Here is a 25,576-nt window from a genome sequence, read left to right as displayed (position 1 = left end):
TGGAGAGTTAATTTCGGGAAATTAACGACAACCTGGCGTATTAAAGTCGACAACAATCGACGCACCACTTGCAGTACCTGAGACTTTTACATAGCCCCAATACTCGCTTTGGTTAGTGATGTAAATACACTCACCATTACCCACATTTTGTGATGATGCATCTACACTACCAGCACTTGGCCAACCGCCATTACGATATTCTAGATTAATGTCACCAGAACCATTTGACGTAGTAATAGCCACACTTGTTGCACTACTTACATCCGCAATGCTTAACCAAATTGGTTCTTGTTCAGCAAGACACATTACATCGCCATCGTATAAACGACCGCCGCCACTTGGGCCCTCTGTTGCACACGCATTTGGTACATTAAAACCACCACCACTTTGTACTGTGTAGTTAGCTTTTAGTTGCGTATCAAAATTAGCATAGCCGTAAACCATTACGTGATAAGTGCCCGCTTGTGGTTCTGCGATAGTACAACGCTCGCTATTACCGCCAACATATGGACGACAGTCATAGCTTTCCATTGTTGGTGCATCACCAAACTTCACATATAAGTCACCATCACCCGAACCACCATTTAAAGTTATTTCTAAATCACTGGCGTTTGCAGGTACGTTTACAACAAAGCGTTTCTCATCGCCGGTGTTACCCGTTACTTGCTGCGCTACGCCGTTTTGTAGTTCATTACCAACTGGTGGCTGTGTACCTGTCACTGTTGCTGTAGTTGACACGCTAGCACTTGCACCTTCTGCATCAGTCACTGTAAGTGTTACTGCATAGTCTGCCGCGGTTGCGTAACTGTGGCTTGGGTTAGCTTCTGAACTTGTTGTGCCATCGCCAAAGTCCCAGCTGTATGACGCAATACTTGATTCTTCATCATAAGAGCCATTGCTTGTAAACGAAATTAACTCGCCCACTTCGCCACTGTATGGACCATTAATTACCGCCACAGGCGCTTTATTTTGTGGTGGGTTTGTATCACCGTTAGCAAGTGCTTGTGTCCACTGAGTAAACTCAGCATCATAGTTTGTTGCCCAAGTATTGATACGTGATTTATACCCTGCCCAATCACCTGAACGTGTTGACGCTAACATTTGGTTTAGTTCATCGCGGTGATTTTCGAACATAAAGCGCACTGCTAAGTAACCCCAACGGTAAATACGATCTTGGTCAAAGCCATCGTATGTTGTTTCAAATACCGTACCTAAGCTGTAAGTCGAACCATCTTTAATGGTATCTATTGCCGCAGGGTTATCATTTTCGTTTGCGATGTACTCTGCAACACCTTCACTCCACCATACAATTGCTTCTGTTGGTGCGTTAAAGCCGCCGTACAAATCAAAACGACCATCAAGATAATGTACGTACTCGTGCTCTAAGTTCCATACAAAGTGGTCGGCATTCGCATAGCTTGCTTCATACGCAACAAAGTTTGGAATATTACCCGGTGTTGATGGGTTACCTTCTAAGTACATACCACCATTATTAGTGTTAATACCAAAAATAACGCCCGCATATTTACCGTAGTCGTCACTTGAGTCGAAAATATTCACTTGTAACTGGCTGTTCACGTCGTCAGCAACCGGTGTGTTATTGGTTTGCAATTGAACGTGGAAATACGTTTCTTCATAACCCATTTTGCTACACGCTGCTTGATGCTGCGCGCTAGTCATATTTTGTGAGCGGATTTTAATCGTGCTGCTACAGGTATACGTTTGTGATAACACTTGTGATTCAAGTTGCTCTTCAAATCCACAAATATTATAGGTATCACAGCTACCGTGGTAACCCGCTGTATCTGCTGCACCTAACCATACCGAATCGCCATACCCATACATTTGATAATCTGAGAAAATACGATTTAACGCTGCATCAACAGCTGTTTGAATAGTGCCAGGGTATTGTTTTAATCGGCCTAATTCACGTGCCGCATTTGCAATCATAAATTCAGCATCAGAGTCGATCATATAAGTACTTGTTGTAAACTTCGCTAGTGCACTTACTAAATCATTCGCTGAACCAACTTTATTTTTAAATTCAGTGTTCCATTGCCCACGGAATAAAATTGTAAATACGCCGTTTACCGCACTACGCATATTCCACTTGCCTGCGTAACTTGCATTCCAACGGTTTAGCCATTCAACAACCACAGGTAAATACACATCTTGCTGCTCAGAGCTATCCATTGTGATAAGTACTTCAGAAAGTGTCTTACCGTGCGCATCATTGTCATCATAAAAATGGCTATTATTTACAAATGCATCAATGGCATTCTTAACAGCTGGTTTTACCCAAGACGCAAACGTTACTTGGTCGTTATAAAACTCCACATAATAACCAGCACGCAGATACAAAAATAATGCTTCGATATCGGTGTCACCGCCACCTTGATAACTATCAGAAAGGCTCTTCACATGGTTCGCTACTGCATACATATTGTTAGAGTCATAAACAGCAGATTGAATATCACTTGTTGCGCCAAATAGTTCATTAACACAAGTTGTACCCTGCGATTTAATTTCGCTAATCAGCTGGGTTGAGTCACTCGTAGCCAACACATTTAAATCACACGTTGCCGCAGCTGCTTGCTGCATACTTTGTGATTTAAGCGTATGAATGAGTTTGTGTGCGTGATCGAAAGTGTGCGTAGATTGTTGAGTGGTTACCGCGGTAGGCGCGTTGTCCATGCGCTTAGACTCAACACCATGATGATGAACCTTAGGTTGATTTTGTGAAATAGGCGCGCTAGCAGCAAACGCACTTTGTCCATAACTTAATGTGGCAAGCACTAACGCCAATTTTGTAAGTTTCATTGTTTATTTCCAATTGTTGTTGTCATAATTTTTCGATAAAACCAGTATCGAGTTTCGTTGCTGAACGACATATTGAATCGATAAAACATGGATTCAATATACTGTATACAATATATTAACTTTTGTTCTAAATATAGGGGCAAACTAACAGCTTTTTTGTTAATGTATATTTTTCAATTGGTTGTATTGTAAAAATGCGAAAATTGTATTAGAAAATCACGCTATATTTGCAATAGTTACTTTGAGATGCCGTGCTGACAGGTTTAATTGCACTAAAAACAACAGTTATTCGGGCTTACATTGCCCTAGCGCAAAGCGACAAAACAAATAAGCGCTAAACTTAATATTAAGTTCACTAATAAGTTAATGGTTATGACAAAAACAATTGCAGAGTTAATGACGTGTGACGTGCTATCAATTGAACTAGACAACACGATGGCTGATGTTCACCAAATGATGAAAGATCATAATATTCGCCATATTCCTATTGTAGAAGATGGCCTTTTTTACGGTATGGTAACGCAAAAAAGTGTGCTTGCTAAAACCATGTATTTACTAGACAAATACGGCGTAAATGCGTTAAATAGAAGGGAAAAGCAAGTACCTGTTTCAGAGCTAGTGGATAAAGACGTGGTTTTCGCCAACGCGACAATGCCATTGACCGAGGCGGCACGCTTTTTCTTAAATAATCGGCATGGATGTTTGCCTGTCGTAGACGACAACAACCAGTTGCAAGGAATAGTTACCTCATCCGATTTCGTTAGACTATCCTTAACACTATTAGAAAGTTAACCCACAAATGGGTGATCAGGAGTGATAAAATGAAGAAGTTATGTTGCAGTATCGCACTGGGCGTTTTAATGAGCTTTAGCTTTGCGGCGCAAGCAAATATTGACGACGTATCCCTTCCGAACGATTTTCAAGTACGTATGGCACTTGAAGACGATTACCCTATGATCATCTCCGGTTTTGTAAAACAAGACTTAGATTCTGTAATGGCGTTTTATCGCAATACCTTAGGCGAGCCAGAAACCATCACTGAAGATATTGGCCGCTATACATATTTTTATACGGTAGCGGGTAAACGCGTTAAAATTGGTTTTTACCAGCAAGAAAGTTGGTGTGAAGTAAGTATTATGATGACGAAATAACTTCGTCATCATAATTTAGAAACCGTTTTAACAGACTTATCTGCAAAAAAACCGCTAAACCTTTTCTATTTGAATAACTACCCGACGGTTTTTACCACGTCCAATAATGGTGTTATTGGTTGCAACATGGCGTTTTTCGCCAAACCCTTGCGTAACAATTTTCTCTGCTGCTATACCCTTTTCAGTCATGTAGCTTTTAATTGCATCGGCACGCTTTTCTGAAAGTTGTTGGTTAATATAGCGACCACCGTATGAATCGGTGTAGGCATTAATTACCACCGAATCAATATTAGGATCGTTCTCCAAATATAACCCTATTTTCTCTAAACGCTTTTTCGAATCACGCGTTAACTCGCTGCTATTCGACTCATATCGCATCACTGTATACGCAATATCATCGAAGCTAAATGGCAATAGCGCATCGCGACACTCTAAAAAGCTTAAGTAATTACGACGAAAATTAACCGACGACAATTCAACTTTGATCTTGTCTTGGCTGTTATGCCAATCCTGATAATAAAACGTAGGGACATTACCTTTTTCAAGTTCGGTTAGCAGTAACCAAGATGCTTTTGAATCTAGCTCTGTATCAAACTGCTTCAACAAATTAGCATCGAATAAGCTACGCGCAGGATTACCCGCTTTCCAAATAGGTGGCACTGACAGCACATCGGCAACATCGTACCCTTCTGGCTTAATAAGCATATCTAAGGTGAAATGCAGCGGTTTATCTTTACTCGCAGTCGCTAAAAATCGCGCCTTACCAAAGCGCGGAATATTATGCTCTAACTGACAACTTAAACGTGATGCTTCAGGGGTATTCCAAATCGCATTGCTTTCAGCTGCGCCGTAACTACGTAGCGCCGCATTGGCAGAAAACACAGCACCCATCGACAGACCAACGAACAAACACTGTACTTGCTTCTTTACTAGCACTGAGGTCTCCTAAATCTGATAAACGCTTGGTTAAATTAAAACACCGCTGCAACAAGCAACACCCTATTAAAATTTAAGCAATAAATATACCTAAATCAAACGTCCTTGCGTAATATTTTACTGGTCAGCAACAACCTAATTTTGACATAATACGCGGCCTTAATAAGCACTGAAAGTAAGTATATGTCTCAAGCTGAAGCACCAACAACTTTATTTGCCAAGCGTTTTCGCGGTTTCTTTCCTGTAGTTATCGACGTCGAGACCGCAGGCTTTAATAATAAAACCGATGCATTGTTAGAAATTGCTGTCAGCCTACTAAAAATGGACGATTCAGGCGAACTAAGTATCGACAAAACAGTGCATTTTCACGTAGAACCGTTTGAGGGTGCCAATATTGAGCAATCAGCTATTGAGTTTAATGGCATTGATCCGTTTTCGCCCTTGCGTGGCGCGGTAAAAGAAGACGAAGCAATAAAAGAAATCTGTAAAGCTGTGCGCAAAGCACAAAAAGCAGCAGGTTGTCAGCGCAGCGTTGTAGTAGCGCATAATGCGGCCTTTGATCACGGCTTTTTAAATGCCGCAATTGAGCGCAATAATATTAAGCGCACACCGTTTCACCCATTCGTGAGTTTTGATACAACCACCCTAGCTGGCTTAGCAGTTGGTCAAACAGTGCTTGCAAAAGCATGTCGCGCCGCAGGAATTGAATTCGATAACAGCCAAGCCCACAGTGCACTGTATGACACCGAGCGCACCGCCGAGCTTTATTGTTACATTGTAAATAAATGGCAAGCCTTAGGCGGCTGGCCAATGCCAAACGATTCTGAGCAAGTAGACGAGTAACGGCGGGATTTATTACCACCGTTACTTTTTACCATGGATTTATGCACTAAACAGCTTTTGGCTGCGCGTGCTAAGTGGCACGTTTAGTGCTTCGATTGCGCTGAAATAATGCTTTTCAGCGCGTCATGTGCTTTTTCATTGTTAAATAAGATGTCTTGTAACACGTGTTTTAGCGAGTCAGATAATTCGGCTCTTTCGATAAACACATACACATCTTCAACCGAATAACTTTGCTCTTCGCTTACATTCATAATTTCGAGCCAAAGCTCAAAACCATTTTTATTCAACGCGTTAGCTAACACTTCAAAAAATACCCGACCACATGGATAACTTGCGCCAATTGCAGGCGTTGACTCCAGATGTGAAAGCGCAGTTTGTTTAACACCTTCTAAACACTCTTTTTGTTGCTGCTGTAAAAAATACTTAAAATGCGATGGTGGCATTAAGCCTGAATGCACCATTGCGCGATAGGCAAAAAAGTCAGCTGAGCCTTCGTACAGCCAAATCGGAGTGCCATCTGATGGTTGCCAAAAATGCGCGTTCCAAAGGTGTAACGCTTCATGTGCTAGGGTTAAATAAATTGTTCGTTGGTATTTACTCGGGTGCTGGACTGCATCTTGCCCTGATATCTCAAACATAATTTGATTTGATAGTGCGCTACCCAAAAAGCCAATGTATGACGCATTGCTATTAGCGTTAATCAAGAATGTAACGTCGCGGTTTAAAGGGGAATTAAGCTGTTGGCTAAAATAACGCATAAGTTTAGCGCTGTTTTGCTCAAGCTGCACTTTAAAATCATTTGGCAAATTTGGCTCAATAACGAAATAAACACCATCTTTAGAGGCATTAGACGGTAAAGTTAGACTAATAAACTGTGCTAAATTTAACGACGATACCTTGTTAATGGTGCGCGTTCGCTGATTTTGCTCATTTTTCATTTTTGCTATTATATTAAATGTCACACTTAGCGCATCGCGTGTTATTAATTCATCCGCTACTTTCAATGAATGCGGCACAAAATAGTCCGCATAAAACGCGCCGTTGTTAGAAAAGTTAATAAACGGCGCATTAAATCTAAGTTCACTCACATCAAAACCATCGGATACTTCAAGCATTAATATGTCATTAAGATTCGTTAGCTGAATTGTGCTGTCATCTTTAACCACCGCTTTGCCTTTAACCGCAAAATGGTTAGTCAGGAAATGAGGTGGTAAGTGAGAAAAATCTAACGTTTGAGTCAATTTGGGCAATTGATAACTTACTTGCCACACGTTGCTGCCAATCTGTTTTTCAACATTAATCGACAGCGCTATTTTACTCTGTGCAACCGCGTTCATCGCGATAAACAACAAACATATTATTATTGTTTTACTGATATTCATTGAAAACCTCCATTATTTCAATCAGCTGCATTGTATAGCGCCGAGCAATATTAACAAGCAAGCAATCCCTACCAACTCACTTTCATTTCAACATTCGTTTAAATTTAAAGCGATTAAACCATTTAAATACAGTTAATTGTGCTTTGCCCTTGTTTAACATAAAAACTAAGCGTTATAATCGTGCCAACTGAGTATGATTCAGATGAAACAAATTCAGGGGCTGATTAGGATTCAACCAAACTCTTTAAAATCAAGCCCTCCAGAGCCTTTCTATCTTAGTGGTACACTGAGTGAGCCACACGCCAGCCTCAAATTGAGGCAATTATGAACTTAAATTCCATCACTTCTGAAGCTTTCTTTCCTTATTCAAGTACATATTAAGAAGTTTTTGTCAACAACAAAAAATCACGAATAATCAATGTAAAAAGGAACACTTACCTTTTCTCCCGAAATGGCACTTATTATCTCCGAAAGCGGTTAAGCCGTGAAACAAAGCAAAACGACACAGGCGCACATAAATTGCCGAGTGAAATAAAATTTAGTTTAAGAACCAAAGGTTTCGCGCAAGCAACCATAGCCGCTAATGTGTTCTCAGAATTACTTCTGCGTTTTGATAAACAATTAAAAACCAACATTATCGCGGAGATAAAGAACGTGGCATTAGTCATCAAAAATGAAGTGAAACGTGTTTTAAATGGCACAAACGTTAATCAAATTTTGGCAAATATGCGATTAGAGGATTTTGATGTTGAAGCTTTATCAATCTGCCAAGAAAGTGATGATTTAGCTACCCTTGAGACTGCAGCGCCACCTGTTTTGCGAAGAGATGCTGAAAAGCAATTCTCTAATTTTTTAAAAGAATCAGAAGTTTTATTTGATGCAAACGATACCCCTTATAAAGCTGGTGTCGCAAAAATTGTTAGAAGAAAACAATTTATTGGTAGCTTAGCTCAGGCCAGGCACAATGAAGACTGCCAGAAAGAGAATGAGTTAATCATTCATGCCAGCAAATTTGCGGATTTTGGTATTGTGGATCCTCGCTATATCCAGCCACAAAAAGAAATAATCATATCGACTCTGGATCAGGTGCGCGAGATCTATTTACAGGAAGAATTTGGTATAGACCTTGAACAATGGGAAAGTGACAAAAATTACAGAAACGCCAAAGAGAATGACAGAGCCAAAAAGCTCAACGAATCCATTAAGGAAGCTATTTTTTTCTTAGGAGACCGACCTGTTAACCAATACAAGAGTCGCGATTTTGACAGAATGTTTAAAGCAATGCTCAATGCACCAAAAGCAAGAGCTAAACACCACAGTTCACTGACACTTGAAGAACTTGAAGCTGTTGACTGGTCTGAATTCAAGGTCACAGATAAAAATGGTAAAGTGACATTTATAGATTTGCAGATCTCTCCATCAACTGTCGATAAGCATCGACAAAAGATCAAACAATATTTTAATTGGATCATCAAACGCCTCAACGATGATGATGAAACATTTGATTTAATTAGGGTAAACCCCGTTCAAACTAAAGCAATTAAAAAGGCACATCGTTCAAAATCTTGGGCGGGGTTTTCTGAAGAAGACTTACACAATATTTTCACTAACGAAAATGTGACCATTCCTCAGCATCCTTGGCAGTTCTGGATACCTGTTTTATCGAGAGCAACAGGCGCTCGACCAAATGAGTTAGCACAATTAAGTATTAACGATGTTTGCCAAGATACAATTACTCTTGAAGGGGATTCACAGCCTACTACATTGTATTACCTAACGATTGACGATGCACTTGCAGAGCAATCAACTAAAAATGAATCAAGTCGTCGCCATGTGCCGCTTCACCCTAAAATAATTGAGCTAGGGTTCATAGATTATGTTAATGATATACGCTTAACATTTGAAAAGGGCGCTTCTCTATGGCCTACATTAACACCTAAAAATGGCTATTACACACCAGCCTATAGCAAGTGGTTCACCAGAAAAGTGCTTGATAACGCTAACGTCATTCAAGATAGGTTTGACGAAGATAACTGCAAAAAAGTTACCTACAGCTTCCGAGCAACATTCATAACAAACAAAAAAGGCGACCCAAAGGTCGCCTTCAATGCCAAATTTTATCAGCTTTTGGTTGCTGTTTATCTTGTTCCAAACGCTTTTAGCGGTGTCTGGCTGCCGCCTCGTGTTATCAAATTAAACGAGAATCCAACAATCGTCGAAGTTAATGCGACAACAAACTGTATGTGCACATAATAACTATTTTTAGGAGTTTTCCTCTTTAAAAGGAAAGCTTTAAAATCGTTTTTTCGACTAACTGGGCATTTATTAGCATTGCAGCGCCGAGTCCATTCGGCGAACATCATTCATCCCTGTATTTTGCATTGAGGTGTAAGTAAAGATTTATCAAGAAGACGAAAAGTGAATTAATTTGCTTTAGAGTAACTCAGCATCCTTGCTACTAGAATAATTAATCAAACATTGTGTAAAATACCTTTCATAGAAAGGTACATGAAAGAGCATTATAGAAGCTTATAAGTTATGTATTTAACAAAAATTAGATACTAAAAATTGACGACAGTAGACTCTAAGAATATTATACTTTTCAAGGTTTTACTTTAAGGGAGTTGTAGGTTGTGGATTCGGCTGTAATTAAAAGCGAGTTAGATTTATTAAAATTAGTAGAAAGTGTATTTAAAGGAGAAAAAGAAGCTCCCGGAAAGCTTCAATTTGATGGCTGGCCAATAATTGACATCAACGTTAAAGGAGAACGTTATAAAAGTAGCCTACCAACAGGAATGATGGAAGGGTTGATTAATTTTCAGAATGAATTAAGTCGCGCTTATGCTACAGTAAAATATAATACTGCTAATCTTCAAAAATTAACAAATGAAGATAGAAGTGCCCTTGAACTTATTTTTACTATCAAGGAAGGCTCAACAGATAGTAAAGGTAATGCTCATGACTGGTTAAATGGTATTTTTGATAAAATAGGTGTTGTTTTGGAAGGCATGACAGGTAAAGAAAAATTAGCACTATACAGCGTGATTGCTTTGTCAGTTGCTGGCTATTTCACCTATTCGCAATACTCTGACTCCCAAACAAAAATTGCTCTAGAAAAAGAACAAACAAAACAGATGGAAGTGGTTTCCAAAGCTGCTAAAGAAAACCCACTAACCAGACTACGTGATGAACTTGAACCTGAAATAAGACATTTGGCTGGGGAAACTGGTGAACGTGTGATTCGACATATTGACACAGGTTATACTGAAGTAGTACGAACTGTTCAGGATGCAACCGCAGTTTCAATTGGCGAAAAGAGTTATGATAAAGATGATATAAAGCGAATAGTCAGTATTAAAGAGCCTATCAAAGATGTATTAGAAGAAAAAGGTTCTTTTACTATCGAAGGTATTAAAAAAAATCTTGATTATCTTATCGTTAATGTTGTGAATCACTCTGAAGATTTAGCATTTAGTATCAAAGTTGATTTATCATTCACACCTAAAACAGAGCTAGATACTCTTTATGATGCCTTACGTGATGGGAATCAGCTTGAAATTAGCTATCAAGCACATTACCGTGACGGAGAAATAGTACGAGCACGATTGATAAAGTTGTTACAACCAATAGCTAACTCAGTTTAAATTCTATTGACGCCTTACTTTTTCGTTTGGCGTCAAATAGATTATCTATCCGGCCTCATAAATTAATACCATAGAACCCCATAGACCTTGAATGACCATAATAAGGTCTATTTCAACACTAATAATTATTAATTAAAAAATCAATGATTTAGTAACGAAGAAGATAACTTGTCTTTAAACAGTAGACTTAATCCTTTCTTTTGATCTGCGTCTAATTGTTCAATTATGAAGCCGCTCTTATTGCTAGTAATTATACCGCACCGTAACTTCTCTATATTATTTGTGTAAACTTTTAGATGGATAGGGTTATTCATGTGGTTAAGTAAATCAGTCGAATTAGGTGCATCTCCCTCCCACAACCTGAGTAATTCAGTCTGTTCATGACCACTTGAACCTTGTTTATTGCTCTCACTAAAGACTACATTACCCTTACTAATAAAGTGAGCAAAGCTTGAATAGTCAGATATATATACTCCTCGATATTTTCCTTTATAAGAAAATGGCTGAGCATTCATAATAACTGGTATTAACTTTACCTCACTTAATTCAAGTCCAAAATGTTCTTTTAATACTTCTGGGTATTGTTTAAGTCCATTGACCAGTCTTTTGACTTGTAAAACTGTTTCATCAATAAACTTTTTAAATCTCGCGCCTCTCACTGGAGACCATCCTGATAAGGATCTGTTTTTACACTCGACTACGAAAACTTTATTATCTAATAGGAATACGGTGTCATATTCATATTCATCTTTTCCCCTTTTAAACTTAAAACTTTTACTTTGTATTCCCTCATCTCTAAGCTTTTTTAAAATCTTTCTTTCAAAGTCTTCTCCTTTACTACCTACCACCACTTCTAAACTTGAGAATCGCGACAATAAGATGTTCAATACAGAAAAGCCTTTGCTTAATATTATGTCTGGTAAAAAAAACGTTCCATTATCAAGCTTAATTAGAGGTGTATCATATATATCACGAGACCCCTTCCCGAATGTAACTAGTTTAATAAAAGTAAGCGCTTTATTTTTAACTATGCCTCCCAGCTTAAGAATGTGTAAAATTTTATCATACGAAAAAATGCAAAAATCTTTCTTTGTTTCTACATTTTTAGTCAGGTAAATTAAACAAAAATATCCTCTAACCCATTCTTTTATAGTCAGCCCATGATATTGCTTATCACTCGAAAATATATCCGTACAATAATAATCTGAAAGAGAATTTAGACAATTCATTTCATTCTCAGATAAAAATAAGCCTTCCCTTAAATCAGAAATATTTTCAACTACTAAGGCTTTGAACTGTGGATCTAAGACTAACTCAAAAAAGTTCTGACTTTGCCTATCTAGGTTTCGACGTTGTGATATAAAGTCATAAACTTCAAAATCACTAAAATGAGGTTCAAAATGTGAAATACAATTAAACCCAAAATCAATTTCTTCTCTTGCTAATTCACTACCTTTTCTAACATAAGCTTGCCCTCCAAATAATACGCATCTTGCGGAAGTATCCTCTAGCTTCCTCCATGCTGTAGCTAAATTAGGCATTTCAGCAATATCAGGGATTGTGTCAAAATTTGATTTAGCCTGTGTCGGTGCCTTAATAATTAATTCACCACTTTTAACATCAAAAAGTGAATTTTTATGGCCATATAAAATTGTAGATAGACTTAAAGCACAAATTAGTTGCTCAATCTGGAAATCAGGATCAACATCAACTCCATTTAGATTAATCCTATGTCTTTGTGCAACTAGGAGGCCACCATCACGCTTTGCCATTTGTTTTATTTGCCTTTGAAGCAAAGACGTTATTTTAATTATCTCTTTTTCAATACAAACGAGTTGAGCCCAAAATTGATCTTCAACCGGCAATTGATTTAACGCACTATCACTTATTGAGCCTTTAATTTCATCGAATTGTTCTTCTGCGCGGTGGAATAGGTTTACTTTTATAAATAAATGACGATTGAGGTTAACAAAACCTTTAAACTGGCAAAAATTTAGCACCTCAGCAAAAAAACTATCACGATCTTTTCTTTTCTTTAGATCATGGGGATAGATATGAGTCACCCCATATAAGAATTGCTTATCAAAAATATCTTTCAAGCCTTTTTCGTCTAAATAATTTGCCGCATCAATAAAGCTGTTATAGTTATATTTATTGGCAAACTCTAATAACTTACTCATGTGCTAAGTCCTTTTTAAAATCTCAAAGTCGGCTAATTTAATATTAATAAATAACTTATGACAAACATAATTAACTTTCACAACTCAAAATCTAACCGCCATAGCTGATACACAAACTGGCACACAAGAAAAAATGGAAAAAGGTTGTCAAACCAATACAATACCGCTACAATCCGCACCATCACTAGCTTTGCTGGCGATAGAAAAGTATTCTAAGATTTATGTCTTATGACTGAATCGGGGCTGATTAGGATTCGACGGGATTCATGAAGCCTAAGGTGCATGTCGAGGTGCGGCTGGCCTCGTAAAAAAGCCGTATTTAAAGTAATCGCAAACGACGATTCTTACGCTCTAGCAGCTTAGGCCGCTAGCGCTCCTTCCAAGTATTCTTGTGGACTGGATTTTGGAGTGTCACCCTAACACCTGATCGCGACGGAAACCCTGGCCGGGGTTGAAGCGTTAAAACTAAGCGGCCTCGCCTTTACTTATCGTGTTCGTCCGAGATTTAAAGGTTAACCAAAAGACGATACTAAACATGTAGGACCGAAGGTCGACGCTTTTCGGACGGGGGTTCAAATCCCCCCAGCTCCACCAAATATAAAAAGCCTGTGCATTGCACAGGCTTTTTTACTTTAAGGGCGTTAGTAATTTTTTCTACACAAAGTTATTTAGAGTGGTTTTAACCCTATCACTGTAGCAAAAGGCAAGACTTGACCCTGCTGGTTTTTTTAGACTATTTCCAAAATGGCAGTTTTGCACCTACATAAGGTAGCTTTTCTTTTTTGTTCACTAATAAAGATTGTTCAATAATAATGAACGTAACAGTTTATTGAACAAACTCTTGCTTTATGTTCAATTTATATTATCGTTCAATATTAATGAACGAAATTATTTATTGAACACCATGTTAGAACAAGAATTAATTCACAATACTATCAAAAATTTAAACCAGCAAACTGGTTTAGGTATCGATTATCGTGTTTTTGAAAACGGAAATATCGATGGTGAGTTGGTATTGCCTAATGTAAAACAACGATTGCAAGTCGAATGTAAAAAATGGATAAACAAGGCTAACTTACAAAAGTACCTTGCTGAATTAACATTCAAAAATAAACTCACTGATGTTGTATTAATTACTGACTATATCAATCCAAGTCAGGCTACTCAGTTAAGAGATCATAAAGTACCTTTCATAGATTTAGCAGGAAATGCTTATATCAACACCCCCCCTGTTTATATTGATATTCAAGGTAAGAAGCCAGAAAAGCCGATTCAAGAAATAACTTTGGCGAGACAACTAGGAAAAGCATTTCAACCTAAAGGCATGAAAGTGGTGTTTATGTTGTTAGCCCATCCTGAATTATTGAAAGAACCGATGCGCACCATTGCTGAGACAGCAGAAGTTGCTCTCGGTACAGTTAAGCAAGTGATCGATGATTTACTCTATCAAGGGTTTATTATTCAAAAAAACACTCGTAACAATAAGAACGCTATCAAAGAAATGAACAATCTACAGGGTTTACTCGACAAATGGTTAGACGCATATCCAACAACCGTTGAAGCTAAACTAAATAAAGAAGTTTACACCACTGACAACTTAGAATTATTAAGGACTTTAGACCTCACCGATACTAACGCGTTGTGGGGCGGCGAATATGCAGTTGAACTATGCGACAACTACCTAAACGCAAAAGACTATCTGCTATATGTTCAGCCAGAGCATAAAAATCAAATTTTGAAAACTGCCAGGCTGCGTAAAGCTAAAACTAACGAAATTCTAAATAAAACGACTACAAGAGTAATTCTAGCTGAACCACCTTTAGGGATCAGAAAGATAGAAGGTAAACAAGATAATATGGCACATCCATACTTCATCTATGCAAACTTACTCGCTAGCCTAGAGCCAAGGAATATTGATGCTGCAAGGAGGTTTTATGAAAACCACATCGCCTAATGTTGTCGGCAAGCTGCCAGAAGGACTAGTAGAGCTTTATCAAATTATTTCACATCATACTGAAGCTCTAGATATCCCATACTTAGTAGTTGGTGCAACAGCCAGAGACATCATTTTACATCACGGTTTTGGAGCGGCTATTGAGCGCGGTACACGTGATGTAGATTTTGGTATTCAAGTTGAAAGCTGGGAGCAGTTTGAACAGCTGAAAATAGCGTTAATTGAGAATGGTTTTGCTCCACATAAAACGAAACCTCATCAATTAATTACGACGGTTTCTAATGGACAAGAATGGGAAGTTGATATTATCCCATTTGGTGAGATTGCTAATGATGAAAGTACAATTGCGTGGCCGCCACAGTATAATATAGAGATGTCAGTTACAGGGTTCAAAGAAGCATTTGATCATAGCCTAAATGTGACTATTTCAGATGACCCTACTTTAGAAATTAAAGTCGCATCACCTGCCGGAATGTTGCTTCTAAAACTCATCTCTTGGTTAGAACGAGAACATAGTATTCGCCAAAAAGACGCGATGGATATTTACTATCTAACCAAGCATTACTCAAAAATACCGGAAATAGCTGATTCACTATATAGCGATAATTATATGGAAGATCAAGATTTTGATGAACATAAAGCAGGAGCAATGAAGTTGGCCGGTGATGCCAAAGATATTGCCAGCGAAGAAAGTCTTGTATTTATAAATGAGAAACTATTCGCCGATGAAGCTAAACTCGACAATCTAATATTAGATATTAGCCGCAATATACAAATAGAATATGCTGAAGCTCAAGATTTGATAGAAGTGATCAAACAACAATTAGACCAGTGAGCGTAAATGTTTAAGTAAGATTTGATTTAATCTTGAGACTCTAAAACCTCAATATGAGAAAACTAATCGTTATTATTGAAAAGTGTGTATGGTTGATTGTAGTAAAATTAGTTTCGATAAAACGGGATAATGCAAAATACCTAAAAATGGAACTGCACAACGAATGCACGAGCCACTCGCTAGCCCTTTAAAACTAGATGTTGGACGCGCGTTCAAATCCCCCCAGTCCACCGATAGCACAGACAAACCCGCTTTTTAGCAGCTTTTCTTTTGCCTAAAATTTTTATAAATCATTCAACTAACCATAAAGACACTTCCCGATAAGCTTATCGCTCAGCTGCTGCAATAGCGCAATGGGCCTTTGCGAATAGCTCAATTTCTTCAATGCTATATGATGTATGAACTTTGTTTGTTGAGGCTGGTTGGTGCTTTAAGCTAACACCTTTTCTTCTCGCTAATTTAGGCCTTATAGGGCGATGTGAAAAGCCGCCACCACAATTCGGGCATACGTTTAAAAGTACCTTTTCAACACATGTTTTACAAAACGTGCACTCATAACTGCAGATCATTGCATCGGTTGATGTTGGTGAAAGTACTTTGTTACAACACTCACAATTTGGTTTAAGTTTTAACATTATTGCGCCTTGTTTTTATTAATTAAGTTAAGTACTTCGAGCAATACGGTATCTTTGCCATTTTGATAATCTTGCCAGCTTGGTGCTATTTGGATATTAGGATAGATGGCATCTGTTGACTCTTTCAAAAAGGCGTAATAACGCTTCGATAAACTCAGCTTTCGTTTTGAGTTAGGTAAAGTAAAACGATAACTTTCTGCATAATGATTTGGGTCGCCCCCAGTTGGCGTGCCAACAATTTTTGCGTTTAAAATCTGCTGATATTGCACCGTATTACTCATGGCCGCTGAAAATGTTTGGCCATCGGTGAGTACATAAACTCCGTGTTGCCAATCAAATTGGTCAAGGGGTAATAAGCAAGATGAAAATGCAAGTCCCGTATAAAAATCACCTCCGCCGTTTGCTCTAAAATCAATCACCAAATAACGTGATTGCGCACTTTTAAGCTGCGTTTGTAATGCCTTGCAATTATCAACAACCTGTTCAAATTTGGGGTATGAATTAAACGCAAAATAGGCGACGCTCTTTTCGTTTAAATACCTTAATTTAATGCCAGGCATCGCAATGTCTGTATTTTGCAACTTTGGCATTGTTTGCGAAAATGCTGAACTTAATTGGCCAAACTCCCCCATTGAAACAGGCAGTATCTCTTTTTCAATCACTTTACCTTTATGCCAAAACTCAAACTTTGTCGGCTTTCCCTCTTTTACAATATCTAATCCCAGCAACAACTTATGCAGCGTTAGATAATATTCAAAACTCACTTTTGCACTAAATTGGTTATCCACACCGGGTAACAGCGGTGAAACAATCTTAAATAATTCACTCACGCTTTTACCATTAATGGCTTTTAACGCTTTGCCACGCAAGGATTGATAGGCTTTTGTTGTATCGATTACGCGTAATTTATCTTCAAAAAATTTATAGCGAAACGGAAAATGCTGATGCGGCCCAGACATCATAAAATAGTTGCTATGACCATCACCTAAAGCACCAGTTATTGCCATAAGGCGTGTTTCTATCTCGACTTCACAGAGGTTCGCTAGATCATTTTTTAAGTCGTTAATATGTTGATTAAATTCCGCTTCTGACAAGGTATGAAATGGGTTGATATGCCTTGTTTTAACTTCATTTTGATAAAACTCGATATCTTCTAACCACAGTTTTTGCTGCTTTGTTGTTAAATTGGCTGCGTTTAAATTAAACGATGCAACAACCAACATCGCTAAAATCAGTTGTGCTCTCATTTCCCTTCTCCTAGCAGCACTGTGTTTTGAGTAAAGGTGTTATTGGTAATTAACGAAGAATGACGTGTGCCATTTAAATAATGGGAAGGAGAAACACCAAACTGTTTGGTAAATGCGCGGCGAAAACTATCGTAATTATTAAAACCCAGCTTGCTTGAGATTAGTCGTAAATTGCTATTTTCTTGAGAAAGCAAGTCCCGTGCATGGTTGAGTTTTAGCATGCGAAAGTAATGGCTCGGTGTGCTGTTAAGATGCAACTTAAACAACCGAGCAAGCTGCCTTTCGCTTAAACTGCAATACTCTGCCATGCGCGACACTGAAATTGCGTTATTAAGCTGTGTTGCTAGCCAGTCGATAAGTGGCGAAAGCTTTAAACTGTCACCCGATTGCAGCGCAAGCACATCGGAATATTGCTGCTGTGATCCTGCGCGCTGTAAATATACAACCAAATCTTTCGCAACTTTTGCCGCCATACTGTTGCCGTAATCTTCACGAATAATCGCAAGGGCAAGATCAACACCTGATAACACGCCTGCTGATGACCAAATAGTATGGTCGCGAATAAAGAGTGGCTCTGGTGTTACAATTTTATTGGGATGCTGCTTGGCTAAACTAGCTGCATGACGCCAATGGGTTGTCAGTGTTAACGCTTTATCTTGAAAAAGTTGGGCCAAAATAAAAGCACCGGTGCAAATGCTAAATACGCGCTTCGCTTTTAACGCAATTTTTTTGAGCGCTGCGAGTTCAATGTGACTAAGCGCAAGTGTGCGCATGCCTGTACCACCACAAATAATTAAATCGTCCAGTTCAAAGTCATCTTCTAGCGTAAAATCAACGCTCACTTTTTGACGGTATGCCGTTTGCACGTCCTCACCATTTATGCCCAATAACTTACAATCGTAAGCACCGCCTTTAAAACTATTGGTTTCCATAAATGCTTCAAGCGGGCCAAATAAGTCGAGCGCCTGGAATCCATTTGCAATAAAGTAAACTTGTTTAATCGTCATGTATGTTCCTCCATGCGCTCATCATACCCCGCTTAAAATGTCATTTAATACATTAAAACGACATTACCAGACATTCAGACATTAAGTTTAGAGGTATAGAACAAATAAAAAAAAGCCTGTGAAAACACAGGCTTTTTGTTGCTTTTAAAATTTAAGCGGAGGCTTAAAAGAAATAAATCGCGATATCTACGGCAATTAAAATAATAATCACCCACTCTAAAAACGCAGAGTGCTTGTGGTTTTGCTCGGTACTTAGCATGTCGACCAAGTTGTGAATGGTGTCGAGCTTTTTTTGTAAAATATGTATACGTGGCAATAAATCTAAATATTTGCTGAGCTGCTGATAAACACCTTCTAAATTTGGGTTATCCCAAAAGAACTCGGGGGTATCGAGCAAATTAAAGTGCAAATTAATATCCGTGCTGGTTTTAAAAAGTGTACCACGCAACTTTGCTAATGCTTTTCGTGTTAAAGGCACCTTGCCAGTTTGCGCAAGCTGCTGAGATAAATATGCATTTTCGCTAATTACCGCTTGAGCTTGCTCTTCAAAAAACTCAAGCTTAGCCGACTGTGCTAGCGCATGACTAAGCGCCAACTTGGTCATATCATCTGAGTTATCCAAAAATAGGCAATCATTTTTAATATAAAACTCACTGCTTTCGCCTTCACAATATATGTAATGATCAATACTTGGGCGTTTAAGCGGTGCAATAATTACATCATCTAACTGTTGTATTAATTGCTCAAGCTCGAAAGGCGTAAAATCCCAACACACCAAAACCGCATAATCAAATAACCAAGCTTGTTTTGTTTCAAGTTTAATACCATAGGCATCGCGAATTTTGATTACATTTGGCTGTGCTAAAAAATTTCATCCGCTTTTCGTGTATCAAGCGAATGTCCTAAAAAGCTTATCGTTAGCCGGTGTTCGTTGTGCGCTAGTTCACGCATGTAGTCGCTCCGAGTAAAACCAGTTAACCGCAATACTGGGTCACCAATTTGCTTTTGGTTTATAGCCTGTAACTCGTTAAAAATAAATTACTTTAATGCGTTTTTTCACAACATAATAATTGTCGATACGACAAAAATTTTGTGTTGGACTTCACCCCCCTATTCCCTTTAAATGCGCGCACTTTTTGGTCTTATGGCCGATTTATTTTTTAAGGGTAGAAATGAAAGAAACCACTGCAATTGAACATGTTCGTGCAAGCTACAATGTACCTCATTGGAGCCAAGGTTATTATGGCATTAATGACCAAGGCGAAATTACTGTGTCACCAAATATGGCAAAGCCAACGCATGCAGTAAGTTTGTCTAAAATTGCCGAACAAATTCAACAGCAAGGGTTATCGTTACCAGCGCTTGTGCGATTTCCGCAAATTTTACACCACCGCGTACATAGCTTATGCAATGCGTTTAACGCGGCTATTGAAAGCTATGACTACAGCAAAAACTATTTACTGGTATACCCAATTAAAGTAAACCAGCAACGCGAAGTGGTGGAAGAAATTTTAGCAAGCCAAGCGAGCCAATCGGTAAAGCAATTAGGTTTAGAAGCTGGCAGTAAAGCTGAGCTACTCGCAGTACTTGCGATGGCGCAAAAAGTCAGCTCTGAGATTGTGTGTAACGGTTATAAAGACCGCGAGTATATTCGCTTAGCACTTATCGGCGAAAAGCTTGGCCACAAAGTTTATATTGTACTTGAGAAACGCTCTGAACTTGAAATGGTGCTTGAAGAAGCAAATAAACTTGGCGTAAGCCCACGCTTAGGTGTGCGCGTACGTTTAGCATCGCAAGGTAAAGGCAAGTGGCAAGCAAGCGGTGGTGAAAAATCAAAGTTTGGTTTGTCAGCATCTCAGGTATTAAGTGTACTCGCTGAGCTTAAATCACACAAAATGGAAAGCGCACTACAACTTGTTCACTTTCACTTAGGTTCACAAATGGCGAACATTCGCGATGTGCGCACAGGTGTCAGTGAAGCAGCACGTTTTTACTGTGAATTGCGCCGTTTAGGTGCAAATTTAGCCTGTATGGATGTGGGTGGTGGTTTAGCCATTGACTACGACGGCACGCGCAGCCAATCGAGCAATTCTATGAATTACTCACTTGCTGAATATGCGAATAACATCGTCTACACCATTGGCGACATGTGTAAGCAATATCAGCAGCCAATGCCGATGATTATTTCAGAGTCAGGTCGTGCCTTAACAGCGCACCACGCGGTACTTATTACCAATGTGATTGGTACTGAATCGTATCAGGTAGAAGAATTGCCAGCGCTTGAGAGCGATGCACCACTACTTTTACAAAACATGTGGCGTTCGTGGTTACAACTTAATAACCGTGTTGATGACAGAGCGTTAATTGAGATTTATCACGATTGCATTAACGACCTAGCCGAAGTGCACAGCCAGTTTGCAATGGGCCTTTTAAGCCTAGAGCAACGCGCATGGGCTGAGCAAATTACACTGCGCATTAACTACGAGTTGCAGCAATTGATGGATGGTAAAAACCGTTTTCATCGGCCAATTATGGACGAATTAAACGAGCGATTAGCAGATAAGTTCTTTGTTAATTTTTCGCTGTTTCAATCGCTGCCAGATGCATGGGGCATTGATCAAGTGTTTCCTGTGTTACCGCTTTCTGGCCTAGAAACCATGCCAGATCGCCGTGCGGTGCTACTTGATATTACTTGTGACTCAGATGGCACAATTGATCAATACGTAGATGGACAGGGCATAGAAACAACGTTGCCAGTGCCAAATTGGCAGGCCGACTCACCATACTTGTTAGGCTTTTTCTTAGTGGGTGCTTATCAAGAAATTTTAGGTGATATGCACAACCTATTTGGTGACACACACAGTGTGGTGGTCAATGTGAATGAACAAGGCAACAGTGAAATTGTTGAAATTAACGAAGGCGACAGCGTAGAAGATATGCTGCGTTATGTGCACTTAGATGCAGAAGAATTTAGACACGCATTTGCTCAATTAGCGAATAGTAAATTACGAGCGAGCGCAGTGCTTGCTGAGCTAGATGCGGGTTTGAAAGGCTACACCTACTTGGAAGATATTTAACCTATGGTTAAGGTTTTTGATAAACACAACGGCATGCTTTTTGGCAACGGCGCAACCTTTATGCGCCAGCCATTAGTTAACGACCCAACATCAAGTAATGCAGATGTGGTTGTACTTGGCTTGCCATTTGATATGGCAACTTCTGGTCGCTCTGGTGCCCGCATGGGCCCAGATGCAATGCGCCGCGCATCTGTAAACCTTGCATGGGAAGAAACGCGTTACCCATGGCCATTTACACTAAACGACCATTGCAGAGTAATTGATGCGGGTGATTTAGTGTATTCATCTGGCGATAGCGAAGGTTTTACACAACAAGTAGAAGATGCCGCAACACAACTTTTAGAACAAGGTAAAAGCCTATTAAGTTTTGGTGGCGATCACTTTGTTACTTTGCCGCTGTTGCGCGCCCATGCAAAACGTTTTGGCAAAATGGCTCTGGTGCATTTTGATGCGCACACCGACACCTATGCTAATGGCAGCCAGTATGACCATGGCACTATGTTTTACCATGCGCCAAATGAAGGGCTTATCGACAAAAACAGTTCGGTACAAGTGGGTATTCGCACTAACTACACCCAAGCTGAGCATGGCTTTAAAGTGATTGATGGTACTGAAAGTAATGCACTATCGGCACACACGATTGCCGAAATGATTAAACACTCAGTGGGTGAGTTACCGGTGTATTTAACCTTTGATATTGATGCACTTGACCCAGCCTTTGCACCAGGTACGGGCACACCGGTTTGCGGTGGCTTAACCACCGACAAAGCGCTCAATATTCTTCGTGAATTAAAAGGGCTGAATATTGTCGGAATGGATGTGGTAGAAGTTGCTCCCACTTACGATAACAGCGAAATTACCGCACTTGCAGGCGCGACCATTGCGCTTGAAATGCTGCATTTGTGGACATATAAACATAAGCTTGGCAATTAACCACGTTTATATTTTGGCACCCAACAAAAAGCCTGTGTTTTCACAGGCTTTTTTTTATTAACACGAATGATCCACATTCATAGTAAAAACGTTTCATTCACATGTTAAAGAGTAATGACTAGGTTCTATCATGTTTAGTTTCTTAAAACCTAACCCAATAAAAAAAATGAAGAAAGATTATTTTAGTTTACTAGAAAAAGCGATGCACGCTCAGCGAAGCGGTGATATAAAAACATACTCTATGTTAACGGCCGATGCTGAGGCCCTTTGGCTAAAAATCGAAGCACTAGAAAATAAAAACTAGTTTATATATCGTCAAAAAGGTCAAAGTGTCGCTAATCCACTTCGCCTTCATCGCGTGTACTTTTTTGTTTGCTTCGTAAAAGCGCATTATCGCTTACCAGTGCATCGATTTTTACTTGATATTGTTTGTTAATTGCGGCCATTTCTTGTGCCAGCGATTGCTGAAGTTTGGCACCCGCTATATTGCTTTTGGCTTGCCCAGATTGATTTTTTAATGCTGCTAATTCGTCATTCATTTCACGCTGTAAACGCTTTATTTGCGCATTATTATTCGCTATTTTTCGCTCTACAGCGCGCTGTTCAACATAACTGCCAATGCGATTTAATTCTTGCTCGTGTGAGTTACCACTAAAACCGCTACTTTGACTGCTGTTATTAAGCTTATTTAGCTCTTTTTGCAAACGCTCCAAATTACCTTGCTCTAACTCAATAGACGATTTGTAACGTTCTGTAATGGCATTCATTTCAAGTGCTAACGCTTCTGAACGAGTGGCACCATAAAGGTTATTTGCGGTACGCACTGTCATGTTTTTAACCTCGCTTATCTCGGCATCCATGTCTTTTTGTAGCTTTTTAATACGCGCTTTCACTTTATCTATCTCGCGCTTTAACTGGCGTGATTTAACGTAGTTATCGGTTGAATCGGTATTTTGCTTCGCACCCGACTCTGGGCGCTTTTTTATTACTTGTGGACTGACTTCGATTTTCTCGTATTTATCACTACATGGGGTATCGCTAAACGTTAATACACCATCAATTTCGCACTTATAAATTGCACTATAAGACGCAAAACTACTCAACAAACAAACAGATAAAAGGGGAAATTTAAGATTAAACATAACAGTCCTTATTTAACGTAGCCTGTCTAGATTACACCAATCTAGACAGGTTTTGGACTGTTTATTTTGCGCGGGATTATTTTAATGCGTTGGTTAAATGTAACGCGTGTTGTTGTAGTTCATGGCCTAATTCCGTTAAATAGCCACCATCTACTTGATCAATAATGCCACGGTCAAATAAACGTTTTGCCGAGGCCTGCATACTTTCTGGCGCATCATGATGAATTTTAAGACCTTGCATCGCACTCGCTGTAGGAAATTTTAAAAGTAATTCTAAATCGGTGATTTGTTCTGTCGCTAGGCTCATTGTGTTTCCTTTTTTATTATTGGTTCCGTTACACAGTATAGATAACCTGAGCTCGGAATAACAAATTACTTTCTAGCAGCTTCTTTTTCTTATTACTGCGTTAAATTTGTTTGCAAGAGGCTCCGCTATTGACGCACAAATTTGCCTTGTCCTAAGAAAAATTATCAAGCTAGCAGGTTTAAAATAATAAAATATATATAATACAAATTGTTAGTTAACTTCGTATCCCGAGTTCAGGTTAGATAAACTTTTTTAAAATTGCTTGATCTTGCTCATGTAAAACACTGAATTTTCAATAATACTTTGTTTACACAGTATTTTGTTTAAGCTTTGTACTGAAAACGTAAAAGCTGCATTTCATTTAAACGGCTTAGTGTACGCCTAAATGCAAACGCCAAAATCCCTTGCGTATATAATTCATCTAATGGCACATCGGCATTAATGTAAAGTGGAATTGATCGGTCATAGCACTCATCAACTAACGCAATAAAGCGGCGCACGCCATCATCTTTTCGCGACAGCATTGGCAATTCACGATCGCCAGCAGCAACACGTACCGCACCATCTTCCGTGCCCCGCGCTATTTGCTTAGTAACCGACTGACATGAAAGTTGCGGTACCTTGTCTAAAAATATGGCCTTAAACGAATCACATAAAGTGATAAAATCTACCGCCGCTAATGGTTGCTCGCATAACGCATTGTAATCACATAAAAGCAATTGCTCGCTGCGCTTATGTATTGGTATTTGCAGATGACCTAACTCAAACGGTGTGGTTATCAATTGCTGCTGGTCCAGTGCTAAATACGTATTGGTAAAACTCGTTTCTAATGCGCTTGGTTGGTTAACCCAATAGCGACAAAATTTTTCACCAGGGTGTAAGCGATGATCTTGTCCACCATCAACACTTAGCACCTGCATATGTTGTTTTAATGCATTAATGGCAGGGAGCAGCCTTTCACGATTAAAACCATTTTCATAAAGCGCATTAGGATGCTGATTAGAGGTGGCCACCAGCACTAAACCTTGGTCAAAAAACGCCTGTACCAAACCACTTAATAAAATTGCATCGCCAATATCGCTAACAAAAAACTCATCAAAACACAGTACATCAACTTCACTTGCCAGTTCACTTGCAAGCACATTAAGCGGGTTTTCACGACCTGTTAATTGAAATAAGCGTTGATGTACCCAGCGCATAAAGTGATGAAAATGCTGACGCTTTGCAGGCACGGTTAACGCGTTGAAAAAGCTGTCCATCAACCAGGTTTTACCGCGTCCAACAGGGCCATATAAATAAACGCCTGTTACGGCTTTTCGCTTATTTTCCAAAGCTAAATAACAATCTTGCAGCGCAGCGACAGCAACCGCTTGCGCCGCATCATGTTTAAAACCCTTGGCTAACGCGTTGTTGTATGTATCGAGAGGCCCAATGGCTGTTTGAAAGATAGACATAAGTGCAAAGATTTGGCGCATTATGCGCC

Annotated in this window: 21 protein-coding genes and 1 other RNA gene; 11 read left to right on the top strand and 11 right to left on the bottom strand. The window is 39.2% G+C overall.

Translation table 11 applies throughout. The features are described from left to right. Positions 1-21: 21 nt before the first annotated feature. Complete coding sequence (locus tag AN214_RS17470) at positions 22-2,820, bottom strand: collagenase (protein WP_054980901.1); 2,799 nt, start codon at positions 2,818-2,820, stop codon at positions 22-24. A 372-nt stretch (positions 2,821-3,192) separates the two neighbouring features. On the opposite strand from AN214_RS17470, the gene AN214_RS17465 reads away from it, so the two are divergent. Beyond that, complete coding sequence (locus tag AN214_RS17465; protein ID WP_054980907.1) at positions 3,193-3,612, top strand: CBS domain-containing protein; 420 nt, start codon at positions 3,193-3,195, stop codon at positions 3,610-3,612. Positions 3,613-3,641: 29 nt separating this feature from the next. Further along, on the top strand, positions 3,642-3,971 hold the full coding sequence (locus tag AN214_RS17460; RefSeq protein WP_054980900.1) for a hypothetical protein: 330 nt from the start codon (positions 3,642-3,644) through the stop codon (positions 3,969-3,971). Between the two features lie 54 nt (positions 3,972-4,025). On the opposite strand, the gene AN214_RS17455 is transcribed toward AN214_RS17460, so the two are convergent. Further along, positions 4,026-4,862, bottom strand: a complete 837-nt coding sequence (locus AN214_RS17455) for an OmpA family protein (RefSeq protein WP_084616552.1) — start codon at positions 4,860-4,862, stop codon at positions 4,026-4,028. A gap of 228 nt (positions 4,863-5,090) precedes the next feature. On the opposite strand from AN214_RS17455, the gene rnt reads away from it, so the two are divergent. Next, complete coding sequence (gene rnt, locus AN214_RS17450; RefSeq protein WP_054980898.1) at positions 5,091-5,750, top strand: ribonuclease T; 660 nt, start codon at positions 5,091-5,093, stop codon at positions 5,748-5,750. Between the two features lie 83 nt (positions 5,751-5,833). Here rnt and AN214_RS17445 read toward each other — a convergent pair whose 3' ends face one another. Continuing rightward, entirely contained in the window at positions 5,834-7,132 is a 1,299-nt protein-coding gene (locus AN214_RS17445; RefSeq protein ID WP_152960799.1) for a hypothetical protein, read from the bottom strand. A gap of 519 nt (positions 7,133-7,651) precedes the next feature. On the opposite strand from AN214_RS17445, the gene AN214_RS17440 reads away from it, so the two are divergent. Continuing rightward, a complete protein-coding gene (locus AN214_RS17440) occupies positions 7,652-9,385 on the top strand; it encodes a hypothetical protein (RefSeq protein ID WP_054980896.1) in 1,734 nt (577 codons plus the stop codon). A gap of 380 nt (positions 9,386-9,765) precedes the next feature. Further along, positions 9,766-10,776, top strand: coding sequence for a hypothetical protein (locus tag AN214_RS17435; RefSeq protein WP_054980895.1), 1,011 nt, complete (start codon positions 9,766-9,768; stop codon positions 10,774-10,776). 140 nt (positions 10,777-10,916) lie between these two features. Here AN214_RS17435 and AN214_RS17430 read toward each other — a convergent pair whose 3' ends face one another. Further along, on the bottom strand, positions 10,917-12,956 hold the full coding sequence (locus AN214_RS17430; protein WP_054980894.1) for a nuclease-related domain-containing protein: 2,040 nt from the start codon (positions 12,954-12,956) through the stop codon (positions 10,917-10,919). 239 nt (positions 12,957-13,195) lie between these two features. On the opposite strand from AN214_RS17430, the gene ssrA reads away from it, so the two are divergent. The 3 genes from ssrA to AN214_RS17420 all read left to right on the top strand — a co-directional run bounded on the left by ssrA (position 13,196) and on the right by AN214_RS17420 (position 15,745). Continuing rightward, positions 13,196-13,550: a transfer-messenger RNA gene (gene ssrA, locus AN214_RS22290) on the top strand. Positions 13,551-13,860: 310 nt separating this feature from the next. Beyond that, positions 13,861-14,910 carry a type IV toxin-antitoxin system AbiEi family antitoxin gene (locus AN214_RS17425; RefSeq protein WP_054980893.1) on the top strand — a complete coding sequence of 350 codons (1,050 nt, stop codon included), beginning with the start codon at positions 13,861-13,863 and terminating at the stop codon, positions 14,908-14,910. Beyond that, on the top strand, positions 14,891-15,745 hold the full coding sequence (locus tag AN214_RS17420) for a nucleotidyl transferase AbiEii/AbiGii toxin family protein (RefSeq protein WP_054980892.1): 855 nt from the start codon (positions 14,891-14,893) through the stop codon (positions 15,743-15,745). Before AN214_RS17425 ends, AN214_RS17420 begins: the two co-directional genes overlap by 20 nt. 326 nt (positions 15,746-16,071) lie before the next feature. On the opposite strand, the gene AN214_RS17415 is transcribed toward AN214_RS17420, so the two are convergent. From AN214_RS17415 to AN214_RS17400, 4 genes are all read right to left on the bottom strand, one after another. Next, a complete protein-coding gene (locus AN214_RS17415; RefSeq protein ID WP_152960798.1) occupies positions 16,072-16,380 on the bottom strand; it encodes a DUF1272 domain-containing protein in 309 nt (102 codons plus the stop codon). Continuing rightward, entirely contained in the window at positions 16,380-17,627 is a 1,248-nt protein-coding gene (locus tag AN214_RS17410) for a S41 family peptidase (protein WP_054980890.1), read from the bottom strand. Before AN214_RS17410 ends, AN214_RS17415 begins: the two co-directional genes overlap by 1 nt. After that, positions 17,624-18,634: a GlxA family transcriptional regulator gene (locus AN214_RS17405; RefSeq protein ID WP_054980889.1), complete on the bottom strand. Its 1,011-nt coding sequence runs from the start codon at positions 18,632-18,634 to the stop codon at positions 17,624-17,626. The genes AN214_RS17410 and AN214_RS17405 overlap by 4 nt, the downstream gene beginning before the upstream one ends. Before the next feature lie 163 nt (positions 18,635-18,797). Continuing rightward, complete coding sequence (locus tag AN214_RS17400) at positions 18,798-19,409, bottom strand: RMD1 family protein (RefSeq protein WP_200911143.1); 612 nt, start codon at positions 19,407-19,409, stop codon at positions 18,798-18,800. 397 nt (positions 19,410-19,806) lie between these two features. Here AN214_RS17400 and speA point away from each other — a divergent pair, with 397 nt between their 5' ends. The 3 genes from speA to AN214_RS22540 all read left to right on the top strand — a co-directional run bounded on the left by speA (position 19,807) and on the right by AN214_RS22540 (position 22,948). Beyond that, positions 19,807-21,711 carry a biosynthetic arginine decarboxylase gene (speA, locus tag AN214_RS17395; RefSeq protein WP_054980888.1) on the top strand — a complete coding sequence of 635 codons (1,905 nt, stop codon included), beginning with the start codon at positions 19,807-19,809 and terminating at the stop codon, positions 21,709-21,711. A gap of 3 nt (positions 21,712-21,714) precedes the next feature. Next, positions 21,715-22,644: an agmatinase gene (gene speB / locus AN214_RS17390; protein ID WP_054980887.1), complete on the top strand. Its 930-nt coding sequence runs from the start codon at positions 21,715-21,717 to the stop codon at positions 22,642-22,644. 130 nt (positions 22,645-22,774) lie between these two features. Beyond that, positions 22,775-22,948, top strand: a complete 174-nt coding sequence (locus AN214_RS22540) for a DUF6435 family protein (RefSeq protein WP_152960797.1) — start codon at positions 22,775-22,777, stop codon at positions 22,946-22,948. Positions 22,949-22,979: 31 nt separating this feature from the next. Here AN214_RS22540 and AN214_RS17385 read toward each other — a convergent pair whose 3' ends face one another. The 3 genes from AN214_RS17385 to zapE form a co-directional block, all read right to left on the bottom strand. Further along, positions 22,980-23,786: a DUF4124 domain-containing protein gene (locus AN214_RS17385; protein ID WP_054980886.1), complete on the bottom strand. Its 807-nt coding sequence runs from the start codon at positions 23,784-23,786 to the stop codon at positions 22,980-22,982. Between the two features lie 76 nt (positions 23,787-23,862). Then, entirely contained in the window at positions 23,863-24,093 is a 231-nt protein-coding gene (locus tag AN214_RS17380; protein ID WP_054980885.1) for a TIGR02647 family protein, read from the bottom strand. A gap of 323 nt (positions 24,094-24,416) precedes the next feature. Then, positions 24,417-25,568 (bottom strand): cell division protein ZapE, encoded by a 1,152-nt coding sequence (gene zapE, locus AN214_RS17375; RefSeq protein WP_082428617.1) that lies wholly within the window; start codon positions 25,566-25,568, stop codon positions 24,417-24,419. Between the last annotated feature and the right edge of the window lie 8 nt (positions 25,569-25,576).

The sequence above is a fragment of the Pseudoalteromonas sp. P1-9 genome (assembly GCF_001399975.1).
In the GTDB taxonomy this organism is placed as follows: Bacteria; Pseudomonadota; Gammaproteobacteria; order Enterobacterales; family Alteromonadaceae; genus Pseudoalteromonas.
The sequence above is the reverse complement of the archived record's forward strand: the minus strand, read 5'-3'. Positions and strand labels throughout refer to the sequence as shown.

Excerpts from the sequence above, each read along its gene's own strand:
- AN214_RS17470 (WP_054980901.1), bottom strand. The coding sequence starts at position 2,820 with ATGAAACTTACAAAATTGGCGTTAGTGCTTGCCACATTAAGTTATGGA.
- AN214_RS17465 (WP_054980907.1), top strand. The coding sequence starts at position 3,193 with ATGACAAAAACAATTGCAGAGTTAATGACGTGTGACGTGCTATCAATT.
- AN214_RS17460 (WP_054980900.1), top strand. The coding sequence starts at position 3,642 with ATGAAGAAGTTATGTTGCAGTATCGCACTGGGCGTTTTAATGAGCTTT.
- AN214_RS17455 (WP_084616552.1), bottom strand. The coding sequence starts at position 4,862 with ATGGGTGCTGTGTTTTCTGCCAATGCGGCGCTACGTAGTTACGGCGCA.
- rnt (WP_054980898.1), top strand. The coding sequence starts at position 5,091 with ATGTCTCAAGCTGAAGCACCAACAACTTTATTTGCCAAGCGTTTTCGC.
- AN214_RS17445 (WP_152960799.1), bottom strand. The coding sequence starts at position 7,132 with ATGAATATCAGTAAAACAATAATAATATGTTTGTTGTTTATCGCGATG.
- AN214_RS17430 (WP_054980894.1), bottom strand. The coding sequence starts at position 12,956 with ATGAGTAAGTTATTAGAGTTTGCCAATAAATATAACTATAACAGCTTT.
- AN214_RS17425 (WP_054980893.1), top strand. The coding sequence starts at position 13,861 with ATGTTAGAACAAGAATTAATTCACAATACTATCAAAAATTTAAACCAG.
- AN214_RS17420 (WP_054980892.1), top strand. The coding sequence starts at position 14,891 with ATGAAAACCACATCGCCTAATGTTGTCGGCAAGCTGCCAGAAGGACTA.
- AN214_RS17415 (WP_152960798.1), bottom strand. The coding sequence starts at position 16,380 with ATGTTAAAACTTAAACCAAATTGTGAGTGTTGTAACAAAGTACTTTCA.
- AN214_RS17410 (WP_054980890.1), bottom strand. The coding sequence starts at position 17,627 with ATGAGAGCACAACTGATTTTAGCGATGTTGGTTGTTGCATCGTTTAAT.
- AN214_RS17405 (WP_054980889.1), bottom strand. The coding sequence starts at position 18,634 with ATGACGATTAAACAAGTTTACTTTATTGCAAATGGATTCCAGGCGCTC.
- speA (WP_054980888.1), top strand. The coding sequence starts at position 19,807 with ATGAAAGAAACCACTGCAATTGAACATGTTCGTGCAAGCTACAATGTA.
- speB (WP_054980887.1), top strand. The coding sequence starts at position 21,715 with ATGGTTAAGGTTTTTGATAAACACAACGGCATGCTTTTTGGCAACGGC.
- AN214_RS22540 (WP_152960797.1), top strand. The coding sequence starts at position 22,775 with ATGTTTAGTTTCTTAAAACCTAACCCAATAAAAAAAATGAAGAAAGAT.
- AN214_RS17385 (WP_054980886.1), bottom strand. The coding sequence starts at position 23,786 with ATGTTTAATCTTAAATTTCCCCTTTTATCTGTTTGTTTGTTGAGTAGT.
- AN214_RS17380 (WP_054980885.1), bottom strand. The coding sequence starts at position 24,093 with ATGAGCCTAGCGACAGAACAAATCACCGATTTAGAATTACTTTTAAAA.
- zapE (WP_082428617.1), bottom strand. The coding sequence starts at position 25,568 with ATGCGCCAAATCTTTGCACTTATGTCTATCTTTCAAACAGCCATTGGG.